General features: G+C 67.3%; 18 protein-coding genes. 10 read left to right on the forward strand and 8 right to left on the reverse strand.

The features are described 5' to 3' along the window. The first annotated feature begins 12 nt into the window (after nt 1-12). A complete protein-coding gene (locus C3V41_RS09335; RefSeq protein WP_106110034.1) occupies nt 13-951 on the forward strand; it encodes a D-alanine--D-alanine ligase family protein in 939 nt (312 codons plus the stop codon). Between the two features lie 3,448 nt (nt 952-4,399). Here C3V41_RS09335 and C3V41_RS13880 read toward each other — a convergent pair. The 8 genes from C3V41_RS13880 to rpmH form a co-directional block, all read right to left on the reverse strand. Next, on the reverse strand, nt 4,400-5,671 hold the full coding sequence (locus C3V41_RS13880; protein ID WP_441299706.1) for a ParB/RepB/Spo0J family partition protein: 1,272 nt from the start codon (nt 5,669-5,671) through the stop codon (nt 4,400-4,402). Nucleotides 5,672-6,078: 407 nt separating this feature from the next. Further along, complete coding sequence (locus tag C3V41_RS09345) at nt 6,079-6,978, reverse strand: ParA family protein (protein WP_106110035.1); 900 nt, start codon at nt 6,976-6,978, stop codon at nt 6,079-6,081. 145 nt (nt 6,979-7,123) lie between these two features. After that, on the reverse strand, nt 7,124-7,759 hold the full coding sequence (rsmG, locus tag C3V41_RS09350) for a 16S rRNA (guanine(527)-N(7))-methyltransferase RsmG (protein ID WP_106110786.1): 636 nt from the start codon (nt 7,757-7,759) through the stop codon (nt 7,124-7,126). Between the two features lie 440 nt (nt 7,760-8,199). Further along, nucleotides 8,200-8,778: a Jag family protein gene (locus tag C3V41_RS09355; RefSeq protein WP_106110036.1), complete on the reverse strand. Its 579-nt coding sequence runs from the start codon at nt 8,776-8,778 to the stop codon at nt 8,200-8,202. Nucleotides 8,779-8,816: 38 nt separating this feature from the next. Then, a complete protein-coding gene (gene yidC / locus C3V41_RS09360; protein WP_106110037.1) occupies nt 8,817-9,953 on the reverse strand; it encodes a membrane protein insertase YidC in 1,137 nt (378 codons plus the stop codon). Continuing rightward, nucleotides 9,953-10,294, reverse strand: a complete 342-nt coding sequence (gene yidD, locus C3V41_RS09365; protein ID WP_106110038.1) for a membrane protein insertion efficiency factor YidD — start codon at nt 10,292-10,294, stop codon at nt 9,953-9,955. The genes yidC and yidD overlap by 1 nt, the downstream gene beginning before the upstream one ends. Next, nucleotides 10,291-10,638: a ribonuclease P protein component gene (rnpA, locus tag C3V41_RS09370; RefSeq protein ID WP_106110039.1), complete on the reverse strand. Its 348-nt coding sequence runs from the start codon at nt 10,636-10,638 to the stop codon at nt 10,291-10,293. Before rnpA ends, yidD begins: the two co-directional genes overlap by 4 nt. A gap of 22 nt (nt 10,639-10,660) precedes the next feature. After that, nucleotides 10,661-10,798, reverse strand: a complete 138-nt coding sequence (gene rpmH / locus C3V41_RS09375; protein ID WP_106110040.1) for a 50S ribosomal protein L34 — start codon at nt 10,796-10,798, stop codon at nt 10,661-10,663. 913 nt (nt 10,799-11,711) lie between these two features. On the opposite strand from rpmH, the gene dnaA reads away from it, so the two are divergent. From dnaA to rsgA, 9 genes are all read left to right on the forward strand, one after another. Beyond that, nucleotides 11,712-13,379 (forward strand): chromosomal replication initiator protein DnaA, encoded by a 1,668-nt coding sequence (gene dnaA / locus C3V41_RS09380; protein ID WP_106110041.1) that lies wholly within the window; start codon nt 11,712-11,714, stop codon nt 13,377-13,379. Nucleotides 13,380-14,150: 771 nt separating this feature from the next. After that, on the forward strand, nt 14,151-15,284 hold the full coding sequence (gene dnaN, locus C3V41_RS09385) for a DNA polymerase III subunit beta (protein WP_106110042.1): 1,134 nt from the start codon (nt 14,151-14,153) through the stop codon (nt 15,282-15,284). A 19-nt stretch (nt 15,285-15,303) separates the two neighbouring features. After that, the gene (gene recF, locus C3V41_RS09390; protein WP_106110043.1) at nt 15,304-16,530 is read left to right on the forward strand and encodes a DNA replication/repair protein RecF; all 1,227 of its coding nucleotides are present in this window, start codon (nt 15,304-15,306) and stop codon (nt 16,528-16,530) included. Nucleotides 16,531-16,618: 88 nt separating this feature from the next. Then, nucleotides 16,619-17,335: a DUF721 domain-containing protein gene (locus tag C3V41_RS09395; protein ID WP_106110044.1), complete on the forward strand. Its 717-nt coding sequence runs from the start codon at nt 16,619-16,621 to the stop codon at nt 17,333-17,335. Nucleotides 17,336-17,589: 254 nt separating this feature from the next. Next, nucleotides 17,590-18,714, forward strand: a complete 1,125-nt coding sequence (locus C3V41_RS12890; protein WP_129591546.1) for a hypothetical protein — start codon at nt 17,590-17,592, stop codon at nt 18,712-18,714. Further along, complete coding sequence (locus C3V41_RS09405) at nt 18,707-19,690, forward strand: ABC transporter ATP-binding protein (protein WP_106110046.1); 984 nt, start codon at nt 18,707-18,709, stop codon at nt 19,688-19,690. The genes C3V41_RS12890 and C3V41_RS09405 overlap by 8 nt, the downstream gene beginning before the upstream one ends. Continuing rightward, entirely contained in the window at nt 19,687-20,439 is a 753-nt protein-coding gene (locus C3V41_RS09410) for an ABC transporter permease (RefSeq protein WP_254423555.1), read from the forward strand. The genes C3V41_RS09405 and C3V41_RS09410 overlap by 4 nt, the downstream gene beginning before the upstream one ends. Continuing rightward, the gene (locus C3V41_RS09415) at nt 20,440-21,198 is read left to right on the forward strand and encodes an ABC transporter permease (protein WP_106110047.1); all 759 of its coding nucleotides are present in this window, start codon (nt 20,440-20,442) and stop codon (nt 21,196-21,198) included. It abuts the gene before it with no gap. Continuing rightward, a complete protein-coding gene (gene rsgA, locus C3V41_RS09420; protein WP_106110048.1) occupies nt 21,185-22,306 on the forward strand; it encodes a ribosome small subunit-dependent GTPase A in 1,122 nt (373 codons plus the stop codon). The genes C3V41_RS09415 and rsgA overlap by 14 nt, the downstream gene beginning before the upstream one ends. The last annotated feature ends 57 nt before the right edge of the window (nt 22,307-22,363 follow it).

Consider the following 22,363-nt stretch of genomic DNA (forward strand, 5'->3'; position numbering starts at 1 on the left):
AAGTACACCACCATGTCTGACCCCCTACGTATTGCCATTATCGCTGGCGGACTGTCTCATGAGCGCGATATCTCCCTGCGCTCTGGTCACCGCGTGGCCCAGGTCCTACGTCACCTCGGCCATACCGTCCTCATTCTCGACGTCGACGCCCGCATGATCTCCTCCCTGCGCGCGTTCTCTCCCGATGTTGTCTGGCCGCTCGTCCACGGTGGTCCCGGCGAGGACGGGGGTCTTCAGAATATTCTTATCGCCTTGGATCTGCCGTATGTGGGAACCCATTCTGATGGTTGCCAGCGCGCCTCATTCAAGCCGACCGCCAAGGCCACAGTCCGCCGCGGCGGGGTCCTCACCCCCGACTCGGTGACTCTTCCCAAGGCCTACTTCAGTCAGCTCGGCGCCCAGGAGGTGCTCAGCGTCGTCGCCAGCCACCTCGGCCTTCCCGTAGTGGTCAAGCCCAACCAAGGAGGATCCGGCCTGGGTGTCTCGCTAGCCGCGGATGCCGACGAGCTGCGTAGCGCCATGGTTGCCTGCTTCGCCTATGACGAGCGGGCCCTCATTGAGCGTTACGTCCCTGGCACGGAAGTGGCGGTGTCCGTAATAGACACAGGGGACGGTGCTCGCGCACTGCCGCCTGTCGAGATCTCCTTCCAGGGACGTTACGACTTTGACGCCCGCTACAATCCTGGTCGTTCAGAGTACTTTGTCCCCGCACGTCTGAGCTCAGAAGTCCTAGCGCGGGTCAAGGAGACCGCCCTGACCGTCCACCGGACCCTTGGCCTCGGACACGTCTCTCGGACAGACCTCATTGTGGACCAGGAAGGCACTCCCTGGTTCATTGACGTCAATGTCGTTCCGGGAATGACCGAGACCTCGTTGTTCCCCCTCGCTGTTAAGGCCGACGGCGATCTGCCAGGCGTCTACAACTCCCTGGCCCACGCTCCGCTTAGCTGAGCACCTTCTTCCGCTGGACTGAGATAAGCCAGTCCACTTCCTTCTCCTCGGTACACCTTGGCAGAACGTGACCGCTCCGCAGACAAGGAACGCACCTGAGGTGACAGTCTTAACCCGGCTTACGCAGACCGTGCTCTTGGGTACAAGACTGCCCTGGCAGACACCGCAGAGCGAGAGGACAGACTGCCGTGCCGAGGGGCACGGCAGTCACCTGTCTGGGACGGGACTTACCCGAACAGTACCTCGCAAAACAACTGTGAGACCGCCCTCCAGAGCGGGGCTGTCTGCTGCACCAGCCAGGACCAACCCTTACGAACCGCGCCACAACCAGCCTCAGGAGATCTACGCTACCGCGGTGTACGCCGTGCACAGCACACCGTATGCAGCACAGTATGCAGCACATCGGCCGCAGGACCGCTTCTACGGCAGGCCGCTCCCATGTTTCACGTGAAACATGGGAGTGTTCACCTCCTGGACTCCCATTCAGGACGAGCCTGATCGACCTCGATTGAGCTCTGACAGCTCCTAGAATCAACGAACCGACAGCCGAGGCCGCGGCAGTTGACCACCCGGGAGCACCCTGACAGAGAGAAACGGTGGGTGCCCACCAGGTCCGCGCCGCGCTCGATCTCTCCGAGACCGGACAAGTCCCCGCTCCCGACGGCGGTCTCACCTCCTTCGACTCATGAGTACACGGCACACAGTCCGCCCCCGACTCCCTCTGATCCCCCTTGGTGAGGTCGTCTAGGAAGAGAACCTCGTAAACCTGCCTGGTCAGATCAGGTCACGCATGGTGCGGCACCCTGACCCTCAGGGACGAATTGTCGCCTACGTAGGATCAGAGCTGTGTTGGCATCACGTCGACCTACTACCCATCCTCGCGGACTCAACGTGTTCGCAGCATATGTACGAACGCGTCGACCAAACCCGCCCTTCGCAGGCTCGACTATGACGAGGCTGACCTGGTTGCAAGTCACAGGACCTACCTGCCCTTACTGCGCTCACCTGCAGCCGGGCGGAGGTGTCCATGAGAGTGGAGGAGTGATCCGTCCTTGCGGGCTCACCCCTCTGCTGCCGCCAAATACCGTGCCGACGCAGGACCGTTCCTTCCTGTTGCCGACGTCGACGAGACAGGGCCCGCCCTGCTGCCGCTATCAACTTCATGTTTCACGTGAAACAGCGGGACGAACACCTGCGATCCACCTTCTTCGCTGTGACCTCCTCCGCCCTCCATCTCCATGTGTTTCACGTGAAACATGCTTCGCTAAACGTTCCTGGCGACCTCAAGCAGTTCCCTTGTAAAAGCCCTAGTGGCCCTCGACCTTAAGGGACAGGCAGAGGCGGCCTGCTCTAGCGGTCAATCCTATCTTCATTAACTCACAAAGAGCTGACGATCAGACAAGAGCTCCGAGCCGCCCTGCACTGTTCTTTGGCGTACCAGGACAAGGGTGAGTTCATGTGGCAGGTTCCCGTACGGATCACCCTCTAGTCCAGGGAGCTAGACCCCGGGCTCCCGGTACCGCCCCTCCCCGCTGCGGCTCACCCTCTAGCCGAGGAAGCCGGGTCATGCCACAGAACCCCATTGTGACCTCTTAGAACAGGACTAACGGGTACGGATCAGAACAACACTCCCGCTCAGAGACCAGCCATCTTCCTGTCCCCAGACAAGTGCCATCTCCTGGATCCAGGAGAACAGTCCAGGAGGTCGTAGGCCTACTGGGGGGCGGCTAGCTCCTGGATTCCAAGAGGTTAGTCTCCTGAAGATGCGCGACGACACCCCTGAGGCGCCATCGTCTCCTGGATCCCCGGAGAACAGCACAACCACCGAGAGGGTGAACGTCACTAGTCCCAGTCATGAGAGGCCGCTGGAGTGGTGATGTCCGAGCTCAAGGCGGATCTGCACCAATCCCAGCGTACGAAAGGCCGCTCAAAGAGACCTGCTGGCACGGCCCCATAAGGAGAGGCGCTCAGAAGTCACCGAGAGACAGTGCCTGCACAGGTAGGAGACAAGCGGACTATTAGAGTCTCAGCACCTGTGAGATCAGAGGCCTCTGGCTCCAACTCCTTCGGTGAGGAACGGCGCCGGAGCGCTGTGAGCAGGGAGCTTTGTCCGCCCTCACCCTCACCAATAAGTCCAGTCGTGGACTACTCCTGCGAGCAGGGAGCTCTGGTCCAGGCGATGCCTGAGTGCGACGGGTCGTGGGGACTACTCCTGCGAGCAGGGAGTTCTGAGCTACAAAGCACTCCATCTATAGCATGAGCGGAGCGGAACCTGACTGTGAAGCTCGGGGCACCTTGGTCATGGAGAAACAGGGGTTGAGGCGCCTCCGGTGATATGGGGGCCGGACGCTGAGTCCAGGTACTGCATGGAATGTGCGGGTGCCTCCCTGGTGGTATGGGGGCCGGACCCGGCGGCCTGGGCGTTGCTGGTGAAGGCGTCCGGTGACTCCGGCGGTACAGGGCCGGACACCTGCTGCTCGAGCGGGAAGCGAGCTCCGGGGTAGCGCCAGTGGTATCCGGATGTTTCACGTGAAACAATGACGTCTACGACCTCTATATGGAGCGACTCATCGCGCCCCTCGTTAGCTCTCGACGCCTTCCTGTCGTCAAGTGTTTCACGTGAAACACCTGACGGTATCGCCCCTCAATGCCCTCGCCAATAGAACTGTCAACCCGTTCCTCCGCCGAGCTACCAGATAATCGGGAGGACAGCCTCTTGACGTAGGGGGACGTCGTCCACAGCATTACACAAGTGACCGCGGGTGAAGGACAGCCAGCCCCTTATGTAGGAGGAGACCGAGTACGGTTCACACGGCGTTCTGGACCGGTAGCAGCCTCCTGACGCAGAGAGATATCGTCCACGGCGGCGTCACACAGATGGCTGCGGATGAAGGAACCAGCTCCCTTAATGCAGGGGAAGACCGGACGCGGCGACGGCCTGGACCGCTGACAACCCCCTTGACGTCGGAGAAGACGCCACGCCAATCTCCTCGGCGGACCTCGTTCCCAGGACAGTCCCTTGACGTAGAGCAAGACAAGAACTACCCCAACGCCTGTTCAGTGGCAATGTGGAGATAACTGAGCGCCCCTCTCCCCTAGGAGGCAGCAGGGGTCAGATACCTGAGAAGGACAAGGATCTCTCCAGTCCTAGCGCACAGCAACCAGCCGCATCTTCGCTGGCGTGTGGGGCCACGCTCTTCGCCCCGCTTTATTGCGCGTTCGACACACGCATCTCCGCTGGCGTTCGGGACCATGCGCTCACTCCAGTCCTGGCGCGCGGTAACCAACCCCGGAGCTGAGCCCAGGAAGAAGACGGCCACCACCGGCAGCTCCGGCCATACGGTAACCCGACCATACCCGGGCATCCCCTTTGGTACAGGAAGACGTGCCCTGCTCCTGCCACGCGCCTCCTACTAGGAAGAGCGCCTACCAATGCGTGCCTGTACCCTCACTCCTGAAGCGACGTCCCTGGAGCCAGGGCCTCAATAATGCGAGCCAGGTCGTCCTTACCGGCAAACTCAATGGTGATCCGGCCCTTCTTTGCTCCCTGGACCACCTTGACCCGGGTGTCGAAGGTGTCAGAGAGACGTGTGGCCAGAGCCGTCATTGCCACCGCACGAGCCCGGGAGGACTTCCTCTTCTTAGCTGGCTCGTCATGAAGAGCCACCGCCTCCTCCGTCGCGCGCACCGAGAGCCCCTCAGCCACAATACGCTGAGCAAGGCGCTCCATTGCAGCTGCGTCAGGCAGGCCAAGAAGTGCCCTGGCGTGACCGGCTGACAGGACTCCCGCAGCCACCCGACGCTGAACCAGCGGCGGCAGCTTCATTAGACGGAGCGTATTGGAGATCTGGGACCGCGAACGTGCGATCCGTCGTGACAGCTCCTCATGCGTGCACGAGAAGTCGTCGAGCAGCTGCTGGTAGGCTGCCGCCTCCTCCAGGGGGTTGAGCTGGACCCGGTGCAGGTTCTCAAGCAGGGCGTCCCGCAGGAGATCCTCGTCCTCAATGTAGCGGACAATCGCCGGAATCTTCTTGAAACCAGCTGCCTTGGCCGCCCTCAGACGCCGCTCGCCCATAATGAGCTCGTAGCGGGCATCGCCCTCATCCGAGCCTTCGTCAATACGTCGCACCACAATGGGCTGGAGCAGGCCGACTTCCTTCATCGACGCCACCAGCTCGGCGATCTCGTCCTCGTCAAAGACCTGACGCGGCTGACGCCGGTTCGGGACAATAGCATCCAGCGGCAGATCCGCGTAGGTGGCCCCCGGAACCGGGACCAGGCCGTCAGGATCGACCTCCCCGTCGGGACGCGACGTTTCACGTGAAACACGCTTCGCGCTACCTGCCGCCCCGGACTTGCTGCTCGCAGACTGCACCGTCGAGGAAGACGCCTTACTAACGACAGCGGGCGCCTCGCCAACCGAGGTGCCCGCCTCATTCCCTGCGGAACCTGTCTTCGCCACCAAGGCATCTGCCCCGTCCGGAGCATCTGCCCCACCACCGGAGCTATCTGCACCAGCATCCGACGCCCTGTCGACTGCGGCCTTGACCTCAGGAACAGAGGCCGTAACACTGCCAGCGTCTCTGCTGTCCTTGCCAGGTGCCCCGTCACCCAGAGCGGGCGCCGCGTCAGGTACAGCCCCCTCCCCCGTAGCCGATGACGTCTCGGCACTGGAGGGGGTCGAGGACTTTGTCGAGTTCGTCGTCGTGGGCCCCTCCACGCGAGACCCTGTTGGCCTTGCCTCAGACCGGCCCCGAGGCTCCTGGACAGCTCCGTCCGAACCCGCAGCGCCCTTCGGATCCTGTGAGTCCACCGGTGTTTCACGTGAAACATCGGCCGCCGCACCTGTGGCAGCAGCCTTGCGCCCTCCCCCACTGCGTCGTCGGGGCTTGGGAGCAAGCAACGCTGCCGTCACCTCTGTCACCTGACGATCCCCCAGTACCGAGGTGCGGTCAGGGGCAGTCCTGACGGGTTCCGCCGTCAGGGTGCCGCCCCCAAAGTGAGACCGGGGAGGTCGGTGCCCAGCCGGGAAGAAGACGTCCGAGGGCCTCTGGTTCGGGCTCTCCAGCTGCGTATCTGGAATGAGTGCCTGGAGTCCGCGCCCCAGACCGCGTCGTTTCTGTGCCATCAGGTCTCTCCCTCAGTCATCGTGTGAGCAACGCCGCGCATTGCGATTTCTTGAGCTAGCTTCGCATAAGCCACGGAACCAGTTGAACGGGGATCCCAGAAGACCACCGGCGACCCGTAGGAGGGCGCCTCCGCCACTCTCACCGACCGCGGTATCCGGGTCTCCATAGTGGCCTCCGGGAAGTAGTTGCGGACCTCTGCCTCCACGTCCCGCGACAGCATGGTGCGCTTGTCGAACATGGTCAGGGCGATCATGGAGACCCCGAGCACCGGGTTGTGTATCTCGGCGATCCTGTTAATGGAACGGGTGAGCAGGGCCAGGCCCTCCAGGGCGTAGTACTCGGCCTGCATGGGGATAAGGACCTCGCCAGCGGCGACAAAGGCGTTAATCGTCATAATGCCCAGGCTCGGCGGACAGTCGATAAGCACGTAGTCCAGCCGGGGCAGTCCCTGCTCCCGTCGTCCCAGCAGGTATTCACGCAGCGCCATGCGCATCCTGGACTCACGCCGCTCGGCGTCGATCAGCTCAATCTCGACGGCGGCCACGTCAATGGTGGCGGGTACGCACCACAGGTTCGGCGTGAACCGCGTCTGGACGGCCACGTCCCTAATAGGCGTGCCCTCCACCAGGACGTCGTAGATGGAGATCGTCCCGTCACGGTGCCCCACGCCCAGCGCCGTCGAGGCATTGCCCTGGGAGTCGGCGTCGATCACCAGGACCTCAAGTCCGCCCTGCGCCAGTACCGCGGCCACGTTGACGGCGGTTGTGGTCTTCCCGACACCGCCCTTCTGGTTTGCGACAGCAATGACCCGGGTCTGCGTGGGGCGTGGGAAGTCACCCTCCGCCACCTCAGACAGGATCTTATGATCGGCCTGAAGCTGGTCAAAGATAGACGACACGTGGCTCTCCTGGGACGACGTTCCGAGCCGATGCGGCTGGCCACCTCAGTCTACGGCAGAGCGGCCTCGCTTCCTCCGCCGGACGCCCTTCCCGCGGAGAACCGTGTCTTCCCATGGCATAATATATGATTATTATCACATATATTCAGCGAGTCCGCCTCAACTCCACCACCTTGGTCAGCTCCTCCCCCGGCGCCACCACATCGTGCACCACCGCGGGCCTGAACCGCGCCTTCTTAATAACGTACCTGGCCTCCTCGACCTCGGCCTCCGCCCGGGAGCCCTTGAGCGCGAGGATCGCCCCGCCAGGACGCACCAGCCTCGCGGTCAGCCGGACCAGCTTGGACAGGTTGGCCAGCGCACGTGCCGTCACGACGTCGTACTGCTCCCCGACCTCCTCCGCCCGGGCCCGTCGGACGGTGACGTTATCCAGCCCAAGCTCCTCGACGACGACGTCGAGCCACTCCACGCGGCGCTCCATGGCCTCCATGAGCGTCACCTCCAGGTCCGGACGCAGCAGGGCGACCACCACACCCGGGAAGCCGGCCCCGGAACCGACGTCCACCACCGTCCCCCGCGAGGGCAGGAAGGGGACGACCGCCGCGGAGTTGACAATATGACGGCTCCACAGGCGTGGGAGCTCGCGCGGTCCGACCAGTCCGCGCAGCTGCCCCTCCTCGGCCAGCATCTGCGCAAAGTGCTCCGCCCCCGCGAAGGCCAGGCCAAAGAGGTCACGCACCTCCTGGGAGGGCTGCTCCAGGTCGGTCCCGGTGGCGTCCACGCCCCCGGTCGCGCCCGTGTCGTCGGTGCCTCGCACGGCCGCGACCTGCGCACCGGTCCTGTCGGGCGCCTGCGCGTCAGCCGTACCGGCCACCCCTGCGCCAGCGGCCGCGGCAGCAGCCTCCCTGGCCTCCTCGGCCTCGCGCCGGGCGCAGTCGGGCAGGGAGCAGTGGGAGCCCTGGACATGGTGGTGCCGGTGCGACGTCGCGGCATGCCCCGCAGGCCGGGCGGTGTCAGGCCGGTCAGAGTCAACCTCAGACCGATCCACGCCACCGGCCTGAGTCTGGCCCGCACCACTAGTCTCGGGCCGGTCAGAGTGACCGGCACCGGACTGGTGCGCGCCAGACTCCGGCCCCGAGCGCTCAGCCACCTCCGGGACATTTGCCTCCGAGATATTCACCTCTGGAACATTCGCCTCAGAGACATTCACCTTCTGCTCGCTCACGACCTACCGTCCTCAATAGTCTCGTCTTCCACGTCATCACCATTGACGTCGTTGCCCGTATCCTCCTCGTCCTCGACGGGCTGGACCACGACGTGACGGTGGGGCTCGGCGCCCTCGGACTCCGAGACCAGGCCCGCAGCAGCGACGACATCGTGACAGACCTTGCGCTCAAAGGGGTTCATGGGCTCCAGGGACACAGCCTGGCCGGTAGCCAGGACCTTCTCCACGGCGGCCTGGGCGATACCGGTCAGCTCCACCCGACGCCTGGCACGGTAGCCGTTAATGTCCAGCATGAGGCGGGAGCGGTTACCCGTGCGTGCCTGGACGGCCAGGCGGGTGAGCTCCTGGACGGCCTCGAGGACCTCGCCGTCGCGGCCCACGAGGTCGGCGAGGTCGCGCTCGTCCCCCTCCTCAGAGGCGACAATGGCGACGGAGGCGCGGCCGTGATCGACGTCAATGTCAATGTCACCGCCGAGGTCAGCGATATCGAGGAGCTCCTCGAGGTAGTCGGCACCGACCTCGCCCTCCTCCTCCAGACGCTTCATGGTGGCGGAGCCGGTGGTGTTCTCAGTCATGGGCAGTCCATTTCTTCTCAGGATGACGGGGTTGGAACTCAGCGCTTCTTCTTGTTCTTGTTCTTGCGCTGCTGACGCTGCCGGGCACGCCTCTCGTACCGGCGTCGGGCGATCTCCTCGCTGGTGAGCCCGAAGGCGTTGGTGCTCTCCGAGGCCGGATCCTTGGACCCGGCGTCCTCAGTCTGCGCCTCCGAGGTCACGGGCAGGGGACGGCTCTTCTTCTGGCGGTCCTTGCGCACCGGCTGGACCCGCTGGCCGCCCAGCTCAATGCCGTCGGCCAGGGCCTGGGCGGCCTCTTCCTCCTCCAGGGAGGGACGGCCCTTGCGGGCGCGCTTGGCGTTCTCACGCTCCCTCCAGGCCTTCTCCGCGGCGGACCCGGGGGCGGGCATCTTGCGGATGGTGAAGAACTGCTGGCCCATGGTCCACACGTTGGTGGTCACCCAGTACACCAGGACGCCGATCTGGAAGTTAATGCCGGTAAAGGCGAAGAAGATCGGCATGACCGTCATCATAATGCGCTGGGAACGCATCATGGGGTTGTCCTTGCCCTTCGCCGACTCGGGCATGTTCTTGGTGCTCAGCTGCGCCATGGTGTACCACTGGGTGATGGACATTATGACAATGAGCACCACGGTCACGATCTTGACGCTCGTCTGCGAGGAGTTCATGAAGGAGGACGACAGGCTGGCGCCGAACACCTTGGAGTTCTGGACCTGCTCGGCCAGCTCCGCGGTGAGGGGGCCGATGGAGTCGTGACCGGCGTAGGTGTGGCTGGCGACCGCCTGGAGGGAGGCCAGCACCCTGAAGAGCGCGAAGAACACCGGCATCTGCAGCAGGATCGGCCAGCAGGAGGACAGCGGGTTGGCCCCGTGCTTGCGGTAGAGCGCCATCATCTCCTCCTGCTGGCGCTGCCGGGAGGCCGGGTCCTTCTTTCCCTTGTACTTGGCCTGGAGCGCCTGGAGCTCGGGCTGCATGAGCTGCATACCCCTAGAGGCGCGGATCTGGCGCACGAACAGGGGCATAATGAGGATGCGCATAAAGATGGTCAGGCCGACGATGGAGAGCACCCACGCCACGCCGGCACCCTCGGGGAACCCGATAAGCACGAGGAAGTCATGGATACGCACCATGACCCAGGCGACGGCGACCTTGAGCGGCCACAGCATATTGTCCATCAACACTCCTTGGTGTGCTGGTCCCGCTCGCTGAGCACATGGTCCTCATGCGCGGTGAGTGCGAAGCGGGGAACGTCGTGGGGATAGTGGTAGCGCCACCGTCCCGGGTCCGGGACGTGGTCGACACCCCCGGGGGTGAGGGGGTTGCAGCGCGCCAGGCGCCAGAGGGCCAGCAGGCCTCCCTTGAGGGCCCCGTGCACCGCGAGGGCCTCAACGGCGTAGGCCGAGCAGGAGGGGTAGTAGCGGCACCGCGGGGGGAAGGCCGGGGAGATGGTGCGCTGGTACCAGCGCACGGCGGACACCAGGAGGCGCGCCGGGACGCCTCCCCCGGGCAGGCTCACCGCCGCCGTCCCTGGGCGCTCAGGTCCCGGCAGCGCGCCAGGAGGTGGTCGACGTCGGCCCCCAGCTGCCGGCTGGAGGCGCCGTCCGCACCCGCCAGGCCCCGCACGACGAGTCGGCTGCCCGGGGCCAGGGTGTCCACGCGCGCGCGCATGAGGGCACGCAGCCGACGCTTAATGCGGTTGCGGTGCGTGGCCCGGGCCACCTGCTTCTTGGGAACGACGACGCCGACGAGCGCCGGGGAGGTGTCCCCGGTCTCGCCGGCGCGGTAGTGGACCACGATCCTACGGTTGCCGCTGCGCACGCCGGACCTGACTGCGACAGCAAAGTCATCGCTGCGCAGCATCCGGTGCGCCGCGTCAAGCACCTCAGGCAGCGAGGCGCGCGCGGCCCTTGCGACGGCGCGCGGCCAGGATGGCGCGGCCGGCACGGGTGCTCATGCGCTTGCGGAAACCGTGCACCTTGGCGCGGTGACGGTTGTTGGGCTGGTATGTCCGCTTGGTCACGGGTGTACTCCTGGTCGGAAGATTCGGCAGCCGTGCGGCACGAGGCTTCGCGGCACGGTCGCTCCCGCGGCTGCCCCGTGGTGTGGGGCGTGACTCCGCGCGAACGTCCTCACTACAGTACGGGGAGCCCGCAGGGGTGGTCAAACGCCTCCTACGCGGCCTCGGTGAGAACCTGAACACGTGCGGTCGGGGGCCGGACGGTCCACCAGGGCGTACAGCCCGGGCGAGCCACCCGTACGGTCGCGAGCCACTCCGGGCTGCACATGCCCGGTGTCGCCGGTATCAACACCCGTCCACACGGTCGCGATCCGCCCGCCGCCTGACCGAGCTGGGCGCCGCCGCCCGTGGGCACCCGCCTCAGCCCACACGACCGCGAGACCGCTGCCGCGGGCTCGACCAGCCGCGGGCGAGCCACCCGTACGGTCGCGAGCCGCACTCTGCCCCAGCGTGAGCCACCGCCCCGGCGCGGTGCGGAACCGGCCCCGAGGTTATCCCCACTCTGTCCCCAGCTTTGTCCCCAGGCCCCCTCACCAACCCCTCCCCATGGTTGTCCACAGCCCCCTGTGGACAACCGGCCTTCCCGACCCTGGTTATCCACAGGGTTGGGCACACCCGGCAGATCCTGATCAACCGGCGGGATACCAGCCCCTACCGGCCCCCGGGGCCTGTGGAAAACCTGCTTTCCCACCCCTGTCACAGCCTGTGGTAAGGCGTGAACACACAAGCTGTGGACTTCCTCTCCCACAGCGGGACCGGACCTCGTCGTCCACAGCCCCGCTACGGCGCGGCACCGCCCCTCGGCACCTCACGCAGGAGGTTGTCCCCACATGTGGACAACTCTGTGGAAAAACAGCATGATGGGTTCCCACGGTGAGGCCCGCAGGCTCGCCACCAGCTCGACCAGGAGACAGAGGTGCCTGATACCGCAACCACCATGTGGCTCTCGGCCCTTGAGGCGCTTGCGTCCTCAGGGGAGCTCGGGCAGGGCAAGGTGTCCATTATCCGCATGACCCGTGTCATCGACGTCGACGGCACCCTCGTCCTGGTGGTCGGCTCCGGGTTCGCCAAGGACATTGTCGAGCAGTCACGCGGCCCCATCAGCCGGGCGCTGGCCAGCGTCGCCGGGACCGACGTCCCCTTCGAGGTCATTGTCGACACCAGCCTGGAGAACTCCGCCCCGGTCTTCCCTCGCGCACCCATCGTCCCCATCCCGCCAGCCGCACCGACCTTCGCCCCACGGGTGCTGCCCACCCCCCCGTCCGGCATGACACCGGTGCCGGGGGCGGCCTCCGCCTCGCCGTCGGCCTCCACCCCCCTGACCCCCACCCAGGAGCCGGGCGCCAGCCGTCAGCGCTGGTCCGGGGAGCCCCTGACCCCCACCCCGGAGCGGGCCGGCCGCCACGTCTACGTACCACCCACCACGCCGCAGGCCGGCACCCCGACCGTCGCCTTCCACCCCGGGCGCCCGCTCATCGTCGCACCCACCGCACCCGCCGCACCCGGCGTCAGCCAGAGCACCCCCGGCAGCGACGGCACCCGCCTCAACCCGCGCTACACCTTTGACACCTACGTCACCGGCGCCTCCAACCGGTTCGCCCACGCCACCGCCATCGCCGTGGCGGAGGCGCCTGCCCGCGCCTACAACCCCCTGTTCATCTACGGGGGCTCCGGCCTGGGCAAGACCCACCTCCTGCACGCCATCGGCCACTACGCGCGTACCCTCAACCCCCAGGTCCGCGTCAAGTACGTCAACTCCGAGGAGTTCACTGCGGACTTCATCGCCTGCCTGCGTGACGGCAACCGCGACGACGGCCGCCTGGAGTCCTTCAAGCGCCGCTACCGGGACGTCGACATCCTCCTGGTGGACGACATCCAGTTCCTGGAGGGCAAGGAGTCCACCCTGGAGGAGTTCTTCCACACCTTCAACGCCCTGCACTCCTCGGGCAAGCAGGTGGTCCTCACCTCCGACCAGCCGCCCAAGGCGCTGGGGGGCCTGGACGAGCGCCTGCGCTCCCGCTTCGAGTGGGGCCTGCTGGCGGACGTGCAGCCCCCGGACCTGGAGACCCGCATCGCGATCCTCTCGCGCAAGGCCCGCGCCGAGGGCCTGGACCTGCCCCTGGACGTGCTGGAGTACATCGCCTCCCGCGTCACCACGAACATCCGCGAGCTGGAGGGCGCCCTCATCCGCGTGACGGCGTTCGCCTCCCTGAACAAGCAGCCCATCGACCAGACCCTGGCGGAGATGGTCCTCAAGGACATTATCTCCGACCCGGCCGGCCAGGAGATCACGACCACCCTCATTATGGGGCAGACCGCCGACTACTTCGGCATCACCCTGGACGACCTGTGCGGCGCCAACCGCTCCCGCCTCATCGTCAACGCCCGCCACATCGCCATGTACCTGTGCCGCGAGCTCACCGACCTGTCCCTGCCCAAGATCGGGCGCGAGTTCGGTGGCCGCGACCACACCACCGTCATGAGCGCGGACAAGAAGATCCGCACCCTCATGGCCGAGCGCCGCTCCACCTTCACCCAGGTCACGGAGCTGACCAGCCGCATTAAGCAGGCCGCCTCGAGCTGAGGGAGGGCCACAGGCCCGGATATCCACATGTCGATACCACTTATCCCCAGCCTGTGGAGAACACAGGGGGCCGACGGCGTCCCCCAGCCTGTGGACAAACCTGTGGGAAGACGGTGGACAACCCCGCCTCAGCATGTGGATCCCGGACCCCTCTTCTGGGGACAGCCAGTGGGAGCTGCTGTGCCGTCCACAGATCCGCTGCGGAACCCACCGAACTACACACCTGTTAGTCCACACCCCCCAGCGGCGTCATGACGCCGGAAAACCGGGTTTCCCCCAGGATCCACACTACCTACTACAACTACAACCTGTTCCCTACCACGAGATCGAACAAGGCTGCCAACGTAGGCGCCGCGGACACAGCATGCCCGGACGCAGAAGATGCCGTGACCCAGGACACATGGCGTTGGCCTCGCCTCGGGCACCGTCCCGGTACCACCACTCCACCGGCGGGAGAACCAGGGGCCCGGGAGAGCCCGGAGCCGGAGAGCCAGGGGCGAGGCGGCGCCCGTCCCCAAAGGCGGCGAGGCACGAGGACGCCGGTAACCAGGTGGACGTGCGCAGGGCGACGAGACGCAAAGGGGTGTCGTAGCAGGACGGACGCGCACTGCCGGGGGCCCCGTGGAGCCCCACCGACACGCTGGCGTGGACGCGGACCGGCGGTGTGCGTCTAGAATCCATGTGGATCGCCCCGTCCGTGGTACCTACCCGTGGTATCTGCGGGGCTGGCTTGTCGTCAGGGCTGCGGCCCACTGCTCAGGGAGGCACTCTATGAAGCTCCGGGTTGACCGCGACGTCCTGGCCGAGGCAGTGACCTGGACAGCGCGCTCCGTCCCGGCTCGTCCTCCCGTACCCGTCCTGGCCGGCGTGCGCCTGGAGGCCACCGAGACCTCCCTGGTCCTGGCCTCCTTCGACTACGAGGTCTCCGCCCACTGCGAGGTGCCTGCCGAGGTCGAGGAGGAGGGCGTGGTCCTGGTCTCCGGCCGTCTCCTGGCCGACATCGCCAAGGCACTGCCCGCCAAGCCCGTGGACCTGGAGGTCGAGGGCACCAAGGTGACCGTCACCTGCGGCTCGGCCCGCTTCGCCCTGGCCGCCATGGCCGCGGACGACTACCCGGCCCTGCCCGCCATGCCAGCCACCGCCGGCACCATTGACGCCCACGACCTGGCCCGCGCCGTCGCCCAGGTCTCCGTGGCCGCCTCGCGCGACGAGACCCTCCCCCTGCTCACCAGCATCCGCATGGAGGTCGAGGGCCAGGCCCTCACCCTCATGGCCACCGACCGCTACCGCCTGGCGGTGCGCACCCTGGGCTGGTCCCCCACCAACCAGGCCCTGTCCACCTCGGCGCTGCTCAAGGCCCGTACCCTGTCCGACGTCGCCAAGTCCCTGACCTCCTCGGGCGACGTCACGGTGGCCCTGACCGAGCCCGACTCCCCCACCAGCGCCCTCATCGGCTTCGAGGCCGGGGGGCGGCGCACCACCTCCCTGCTGACCGACGGCGACTACCCGCCGGTCCTGCGCCTGTTCCCCCAGTCCACGGCCATCCACGCCACGGTCGGCCGGGAGGAGCTGATCGCCGCGGTGCGTCGCGTCGCCCTGGTCGCGGACCGCTCCACCCCGATCCACCTGGCCTTCACCGACGGGGAGCTGATCCTCAACGCCGGGCAGGGCGACGACGCCCAGGCCTCCGAGTCCCTGGTGGCGCACCTGGACGGCGAGGACATCTCCACGGCCTTCAACCCCGGCTACCTCCTGGACGGCCTGGGGGCGATCACCAGGCCCTACGTCTGCTTCGACTTCACCCACCCCTCCAAGCCGGCCGTGCTCACCGGTGTGGAGTCCGTCGGCGGCGAGGTGGATCCGACCTTCCGGTACCTCCTAATGCCCATCCGCTTCGGGGCCTGACCCCGCCCGGGACACGCGGGTGTACGTCTCTGACCTGGCGCTGGACGACTTCCGGTCCTACCACCACCTGGTCCTGAGCCTGAAGGCCGGGCCCACGGCCCTGATCGGGGCCAACGGCCAGGGCAAGACCAACCTGGTGGAGGCGGTCGGCTACCTCTCCACGCTCTCCAGCCACCGCGTCGGCGCCGAGACCGCCCTGGTCCGACGGGCCGGGCCCGGTGAGGAGCAGCCCGGCGGCGCCGTCGTGCGCGCCAAGGTGGTCCGCGGCCAGCGCCCCAGCGTCATTGAGATCGAGATCATCTCGGGCAAGGCCAACCGGGCCCGCCTCAACCGGGGGGCGTGCCGTCCGCGCGACCTGCTCGGGGTGCTGCGCACGGTCGTCTTCGCCCCCGAGGACCTGGTCCTCGTGGCCGGGGAACCGGGTGGGCGCCGTCGCCTCCTGGACGACCTCGCCGTGGCGCTGCGCCCCGCCCTAGCCGCCACGCGCACCGAGCACGAGAAGATCCTCGCCCAGCGCGCCAGCCTGCTGAAGTCCGCCCGCGCCCACGGCGCCTCGCGGGGCCCCACCGGCTCCGTGCTCACCACCCTGGAGGTCTGGGACGCCCAGCTCGCCGCCAGCGCCGCCCGCCTGATCGCCGCACGGGTCGACGTCGTCTCTCGCCTGCGCCCCTGGCTGGAGGGCGCCTACGCCGCCGTCAGCGAGGGGGCCGCCGACGCCTCCCGCCAGGCCGCGCTGGCCTACCGCTCCAGCCTCCTGGCCCACGAGGGCAGGCCCGATCCCGTCCCCGGGCCGCAGGCCTGGGTGCAGGACGAGGAGGGCCTGCGGGACGTGCCCGCCACCGCCGCGAGGCTGGAGACGGCCATGGCCGACCTGCGCCGTCGGGAGATCGAGCGCGGCGCGAACCTGGTGGGCGCCCACCGTGACGACCTCTCGCTGTTCCTGGGCTCCCTGCCCGCCAAGGGCTTCGCCTCCCACGGGGAGCAGTGGTCCCTGGCGCTGGCGCTGCGCCTGGCCTCCTACGAGATGCTCCGGGCCGACGTGGACGCCCTGGGGGGCGACGGCGAGCCGGTCCTCGTCCTCGACGACGTCTTCGCCTCCCTGGACGAGCGCCGCCGCCGGGCCCTGGCCGGGCTCGTGGCCGGCGCCCAGCAGGTGCTGCTGACCTCGGCGGTCGACCAGGACGTGCCGGACGAGCTGGCCGGGGCCCGGTTCCGGGTGCACGACGGGGCGGTCACCCGTGTCTGAACCGCCACCTGCCCGTAGGCGTGGGGTCAGCGGAGGGAGCGCGGCTGCTGGGGCCCTTAGGGCTCCTGCGGCTGCTGGGGCCCCTGAGATGGCTGCTCGCCCTGGTGCGCTGGATGCTTCACCGGGCGTCCCGGCTGCCGGGGCCCCTGGTGCTCCTGATGCTACCGGGACTCCCGGTGCCAGTGGACCGCTGGGCGCCGCCTCGCCACGGCCCACGGCGCCGGACCGGGACTCCCTGGCGCGGCGTCTCCTGGCCCGCTCACGCCGCCAGGCCTGGGAGGCCGGGGTGGTGCGCACCTCCCTGCGCGCCGGCGCCAGCCTGGTGGGCGCGCAGGAGGGGGTCGCCCCCTGGGACCAGCGACGCCGTCGGCCCGCTCACGACGACCAGGCCGATGACCGCAGCCCCGGCCTGTCCCCGGGGCGGGACCGTCCCGGGCCCACACGCTTTGACCCGCAGATCGGGGGCAGGGCGCTGCGCCGCTACGCCCGGGAGCACGGCTGGGCCGGGATGCTGGCCGTGGCCAGGATATCGGTGCGCTGGGAGCAGATCGTGGGCTCCCAGGTGGCCCAGCACGCCCGCGTGGAGCACTTCGCGCCCGGGCGGATCACCCTGCGGGCCAGCTCCTCGGCCTGGGCCCAGCAGCTGCGCCTCCTCATGCCCGGTATCGAGCGGGCCGTGGCCGGGGCGCTGGAGCCGGGGGCGGGGGCCGTCGAGATCCGCGTCCTGGGACCGGCCAGCCCCACCTGGCGCCGCGAGCGGGTGGCCGTGCGGGGCTCACGCGGGCCAAGGGACACGTACGGGTGACAGCGTTATGTTTCTGTCTTGTTTCGTGGCCCTCATTATGATGCAGGAGGTTTAGAGAGGAGGTGTTGGTGCATGTCAAAGGCACAGAGCATTGTCGATTCCCTTGAGAGGGAGGACGTTGAGGACCGCTTCGCTATGTTGATGGGCGCGTGGAACCATGGTGCGTCACCTCGCCCTGAGTGATAGGTGCAGGGTAAGCCCCTTATAACGTAGCGGTCTGCGTCAACACTCAGTAACCGGAGACGAGGGTATCGATGGACAGTATTTTTGCGCATCTTGTTTTTATTGAGGCGACAGGTCACCGATACCCCTCGTCTCCGGCTCTGGCTGAAAGGATATCGGTTGCTTGTTCGTCACTGTCGGGCGGACTATATCGGTACGCACGAAGTATAGGCGCGCCATTCTATGTGACGGACCTAGGGGTTCGGCTAATACCAGACCCTAAAATTTTTTATAAGGAACACTGCAAGATCTTTGGTGTCCCTCAGATCTCCCCGAAACTCATCGAAGAGCGTATCGTTCAAGAAGATTTGGCAAACCTCGCCAGTGTGATCGATTCGATAATTCTATTCTTCGGCGACTATGAAGCGGTGGCCGCAGGGATCAAGACGCGAATGAAGTCGGTGTGCAAGTCGAACGATTATTCCTTGCTTATCCATTCCGGTGTTGTTCTAGCGGCTCTTGGTGACGCCAATTGCATGCCGCTATTTGAGGCCGCGTCGGAAGCTGCTGTCAACTCTTCTGAAGCATATGGGGCCCATCATCGTGCTGCAGCATTCCTGCTTAAGCGTGAACGCGACGACGTAGCATCTGCGAAACAAATGCGCACAGCGCGGTCGTATTTGAAAGATAGTGATGCGGAGGTCAATGCGGCTCTGCTTGATAATCTCAATGCGCTTCGCCTCCTGAGGGGCGGAGGTGATGCTTTTAGTGCACTAGAAGAGTCTTCTCGGCATCTAATGGCGTACATCAGCAGGTCGGATATAGCCGCAGATGACTACTCGCGCGCCTGTAGGTATAAGAGTCAGGTGTCAATAAATATGACGCAGCTGCTCCTGCTTGACGGGCTTCAGAGTCAGGCGATGGATGTGATGCTCGAAAATGTCAATTTTTGTAGAATGAACTCTTTTGATTATCTGGGCGAGGCGCTAGCTGAGGCTTCCTATACGGCCTATATCGTTGGGGACCTGCCGATGGCTGAGAAGTTGGCAAGGGAGGCTTTCTGGCGGAACTACCCGATTGGTGCGATCAGAGCTATCCGCGGGTCGAGGGAAATACTGGCCGCATCGTTGTTCAAGACAGGGAGAACAGATGCCGCCGAATCTGTCGCCAGCTTGGTCGAGACTGATCCTCTTGGTCTGAAGGGGGTCCATGACTGAGGCGGTTCTTGAGGCTGAGCACCTCGCGCGCACGTTCGACAGGGGCCGGTTCCAGGCGGTGGCCGACGTCTCGCTGAGGGTCGGGGCCGGCCAGGTGCACGCGCTCCTGGGCCCCAACGGCGCGGGCAAGACGACGACGGTGCGCATGTGCGCCACGCTGCTGCTGCCCACCTCGGGCTCGGTGCGCGTCGACGGCGTGGACGCCGTGGCCCACCCGCGCCGGGCCAGACGTCGCCTGGGGCTGGTGCTGGGCGGTGACCTGGGCTTCTACCCGCGTGCCAGCGCCCGCCAGAACCTCCTTTTCTTCGCCGACCTGCAGGGTGTGGCCCGCGGGGACCGCGCGAGCGCGGTGAACGGCGCCCTGGAGCAGGTCGGCCTGTCAGACGCCGCGGACCGCAGGGCCTCGGCCCTCTCCCGGGGCATGCGCCAGCGCCTGCACCTCGCCCGCGCCCTGCTGGGCAGGCCCCGCCTGCTCCTGCTCGACGAGCCGACCAACGGCCTGGACCCGGACATCTCCCTGCAGGTGCGCCAGACGGTCGCCGAGGTCGCCGCCAGCGGGGTGGGCGTCCTGCTGACCTCGCACACGATGCCGGAGATCGAGGAGCTGGCGGACACCATCTCCGTCATTGGCGCGGGCCGTATCGAGGTACGCGGGACGGTGGCCGACGTGGCGCGCCACGCGGGCGTGCTGGCCGTGACCACGCTGACCCTGCCGGGGCGCGCCGCCGGCCTGGACGAGGAGCTGCGCGGCGTGCTGGGGCGCGGCGTCGTGGTCACCCAGCGCCCTAGCTCCTCGAACTGGGCGCTGACCGTCTCCTGGCCCGTTGACGGCGGCCAGCAGGCCGTCGACGCCGGTAGGCGGGCCCTGAGCGCGCTGCTTGAGCGCCACGGCCTGGGCGAGCCCGACGACCTGCTCACGCGCCCGGCGAGCCTGGAGCAGGCCTACCTGGCACTGGCCAGGAGGCTGGACCGGTGAGGCGCCAGATTCGTATGACGGCGTTCCACGTGCGCCAGTTCGTGTCGGTCCCCTACTTCATCCAGGTCATGGTCGTCGCCACTCTCAGCACGACGCTCGTGCAGTACCTGGCCTTCAACGCCTGGCACGGCGTCACCCCGACCGTGGTCTGGGTGCGTGGGGGCGTCATCGGTCTGTGGAGCACGGCGACGTGCGCGGCGGGCATTATCGGGTTCGAGCGTTACAAGGGCACCCTGGTCCACCTGGTGCTCGCCCCCGTGGGGGCGCTGCGCTCACTGGCCGCCGTGGTCAGCGCGGCCGCCAGCTTCGGCGTGCTCGCCCTGCCCCTGTCCTGGGCGACCTGGTCGCTGCTGTCCTGGTCCGTCCACGCCCCCTCCTGGCGGCGCCTGGCCGGGGTGGCGGCCGGCACGCTCATGCTGTGGCTCGGCGCCGTGGCACTGAGCCTGGCCGTGGCCGCGCTGTTCGTCCTCACGCCCAACGCCATCAGCTACGAGGGCCTCCTGCTCGTGCCCGTCTTCCTGCTCTCCGGCCTGACCTTCCTCGGCTCGGGCGCGCCTGGCTGGCTCCAGCCCCTCAGCCGGCTCCTGCCGGTGGGCCTGCCCGTGCAGGTGCTGCTCGGCGGCCCCATCAGCGTCGGCGCCCTGGCCGGCTGGACGTGCTCGACGCTCGCCTGGGCCGCCCTGGCGGGTCTGCTGGGACGGGCCGCCCTGGTCCGCGCCACCCGCACCGGGACCCTGGAGGTGGTGTGAGTGGCGTTCCTCACCCGTGTCGTCTCCGGTGCCCGGGTCTCCTGGGCCTCCTCCGTCACCTTCGCCACCGTCGGTACCGCCGTCACCACCCTGGCCCTGCTGCCCCTGCTCGACATCGCCTTTGACGTCCTCATGGGGGCCGACCTGGCCTCCGACGACCTCGTGCGCACCGGCTACGCCGCCTGCCTGGTCAGCCTCGCCGTCACCGTCGCCTCCGGGGTCGTCAGCGCCGTCGCCACCGACCGCAACCTCGGCGTCTTCCAGGAGGTGTGCACCCTGCGCCGCCTCGACCCCGCCTACTGGCTCGCCGTCAGCCTCGTGCCGCTGGCGCTGGCTACTGTGACCGGGGTCCTGTCTGTCGGCGCGGTCTTCGTCCTCTCCCCGGGGCACGACGTCGCCCTGCTCGCCCGGGTGCTTCTGCTCAGCCTCGGCGCCCTGGCCTGCGGGGTGCTCCTGGGGGTGGGTGCCGCTGGCCTGGGCGTGAGCCTGCCCGACCCCTACCTCGGCGCCACCCTGCTCGCCAGCGCCCTGCCCGTGCTCGTCGGCGTCATCGTCCCCGTCTCCGCCTACCCCGCGTGGCTGCGTGTCGTGTCCCAGGTCACTCCGCTCAGCGGTGCCGTCAGCACGCTCACCGCAGGTGGCCCCGCCCTGGTCCTGCGTGACCTGGCGTTGAGCGCCGTCTGGTGCGCCGCCGGCCTGGTCGTCAGCCAGGTCGCCGTCCACCGACTACGTCAGGGAACACGCTATGACACCGTCTGACGCCACCGGGCGAGGCGGCCTGACACTGGCCGACTACGGCTTGGACGAACGCTGGCGAGCTCACCTGGCTGTCGCCGCCATGGATACCGGTGAGACCCTCGCCCCGGCACGTGTGACCTGCGTGCACCGCTCAGCTATTGATGTCGTCACTGCCGCCGCCGACGCCCTCGCCGACACCCCCGTGACCGCCCGCACGATCGCGCTGGGGCGACCTGGCCACCGCGACGACGAGGCCTGGCCGCCGGTCGTCGGGGACTGGCTCGCTGTTGACACCACCGGCCGCGTCCACACCGTCCTGGCGCGTCGTACCTACCTCGCTCGCCCCTCCGCCGGCCGGGACTCCCACGAGCAGCCCGTCGCCGCCAACGTTGACGTCCTGGTCATTGTCGAGCCCTTTGTGCCTGAGGTGTCGGCTGGACGCGTTGAACGTCTCACCGCTCTTGCCCACTCCGCGGGTACCTCTGTCTGGCTCGTGCTCACCAAAGCTGATCTGGTTGACTCTGAGCAAGCTGAACGTGCCGCTGGGGAGCTGGGCGCCCTGGTCGACGCCGTCCATGTGGTCTCCTCCCACTCCCACCAGGGGCTGGCCGGACTGGCCGACGCCCTGGCCGAGGCTGGCACTGCCGTGCTGCTGGGACGCTCTGGTGCTGGCAAGTCCACCCTCACCAACACCCTTCTGGGCACGGATCTCGCCACCGGGCCAGTGCGGCAGGGCGACGCCAAGGGGCGCCACACGACCACCTCCCGCGGCCTGGTGGCCGGGCGAGGCTGTCTGGTCATCGACACCCCAGGTGTCCGCGCCCTGGCCTCCACCACGGACGCCGATGCGGTCGATGAGACCTTCGCGGACGTTGTCTCCGTCGCCGCCCGTTGCCGTTTTACCGACTGCCGCCACCAGGACGAGCCCGGCTGCGCCGTGCGCCAGGCCGTCGGCGAGGGCAGCCTCGACGCTGCGCGCGTGGAGCGTTACCTCCGCATGAGCGCCGAGTCCTCACGCCTGCGCCAACGCACCGACGCGCGCGCCTGGCGGGACCAGGAGCGCCGTCTCAGCCGTGAGAACAAGGTAGGACGTCGCACCACCATGCGTCTTAAGGGACGGAGGAACTGACGGTACGGCTTACCTGCGCCCCGCGTCAGCGGGAGGTGACAGGCGGCACGTCCCGCG

This window comes from Actinomyces sp. oral taxon 897, assembly GCF_002999235.1.
GTDB lineage: Bacteria > Actinomycetota > Actinomycetes > Actinomycetales > Actinomycetaceae > Actinomyces.

Bases quoted from the DNA above. Each gene is read 5' to 3' on its own strand.
- C3V41_RS09405 (WP_106110046.1), top strand. From the start codon at position 18,707: ATGACTGAGGCGGTTCTTGAGGCTGAGCACCTCGCGCGCACGTTCGAC.
- C3V41_RS09355 (WP_106110036.1), bottom strand. From the start codon at position 8,778: ATGACTGAGAACACCACCGGCTCCGCCACCATGAAGCGTCTGGAGGAG.
- rsgA (WP_106110048.1), top strand. From the start codon at position 21,185: ATGACACCGTCTGACGCCACCGGGCGAGGCGGCCTGACACTGGCCGAC.
- C3V41_RS12890 (WP_129591546.1), top strand. From the start codon at position 17,590: ATGGACAGTATTTTTGCGCATCTTGTTTTTATTGAGGCGACAGGTCAC.
- C3V41_RS09335 (WP_106110034.1), top strand. From the start codon at position 13: ATGTCTGACCCCCTACGTATTGCCATTATCGCTGGCGGACTGTCTCAT.
- C3V41_RS09395 (WP_106110044.1), top strand. From the start codon at position 16,619: ATGGCTGCTCGCCCTGGTGCGCTGGATGCTTCACCGGGCGTCCCGGCT.
- rnpA (WP_106110039.1), bottom strand. From the start codon at position 10,638: ATGCTGCGCAGCGATGACTTTGCTGTCGCAGTCAGGTCCGGCGTGCGC.
- dnaN (WP_106110042.1), top strand. From the start codon at position 14,151: ATGAAGCTCCGGGTTGACCGCGACGTCCTGGCCGAGGCAGTGACCTGG.
- yidC (WP_106110037.1), bottom strand. From the start codon at position 9,953: ATGGACAATATGCTGTGGCCGCTCAAGGTCGCCGTCGCCTGGGTCATG.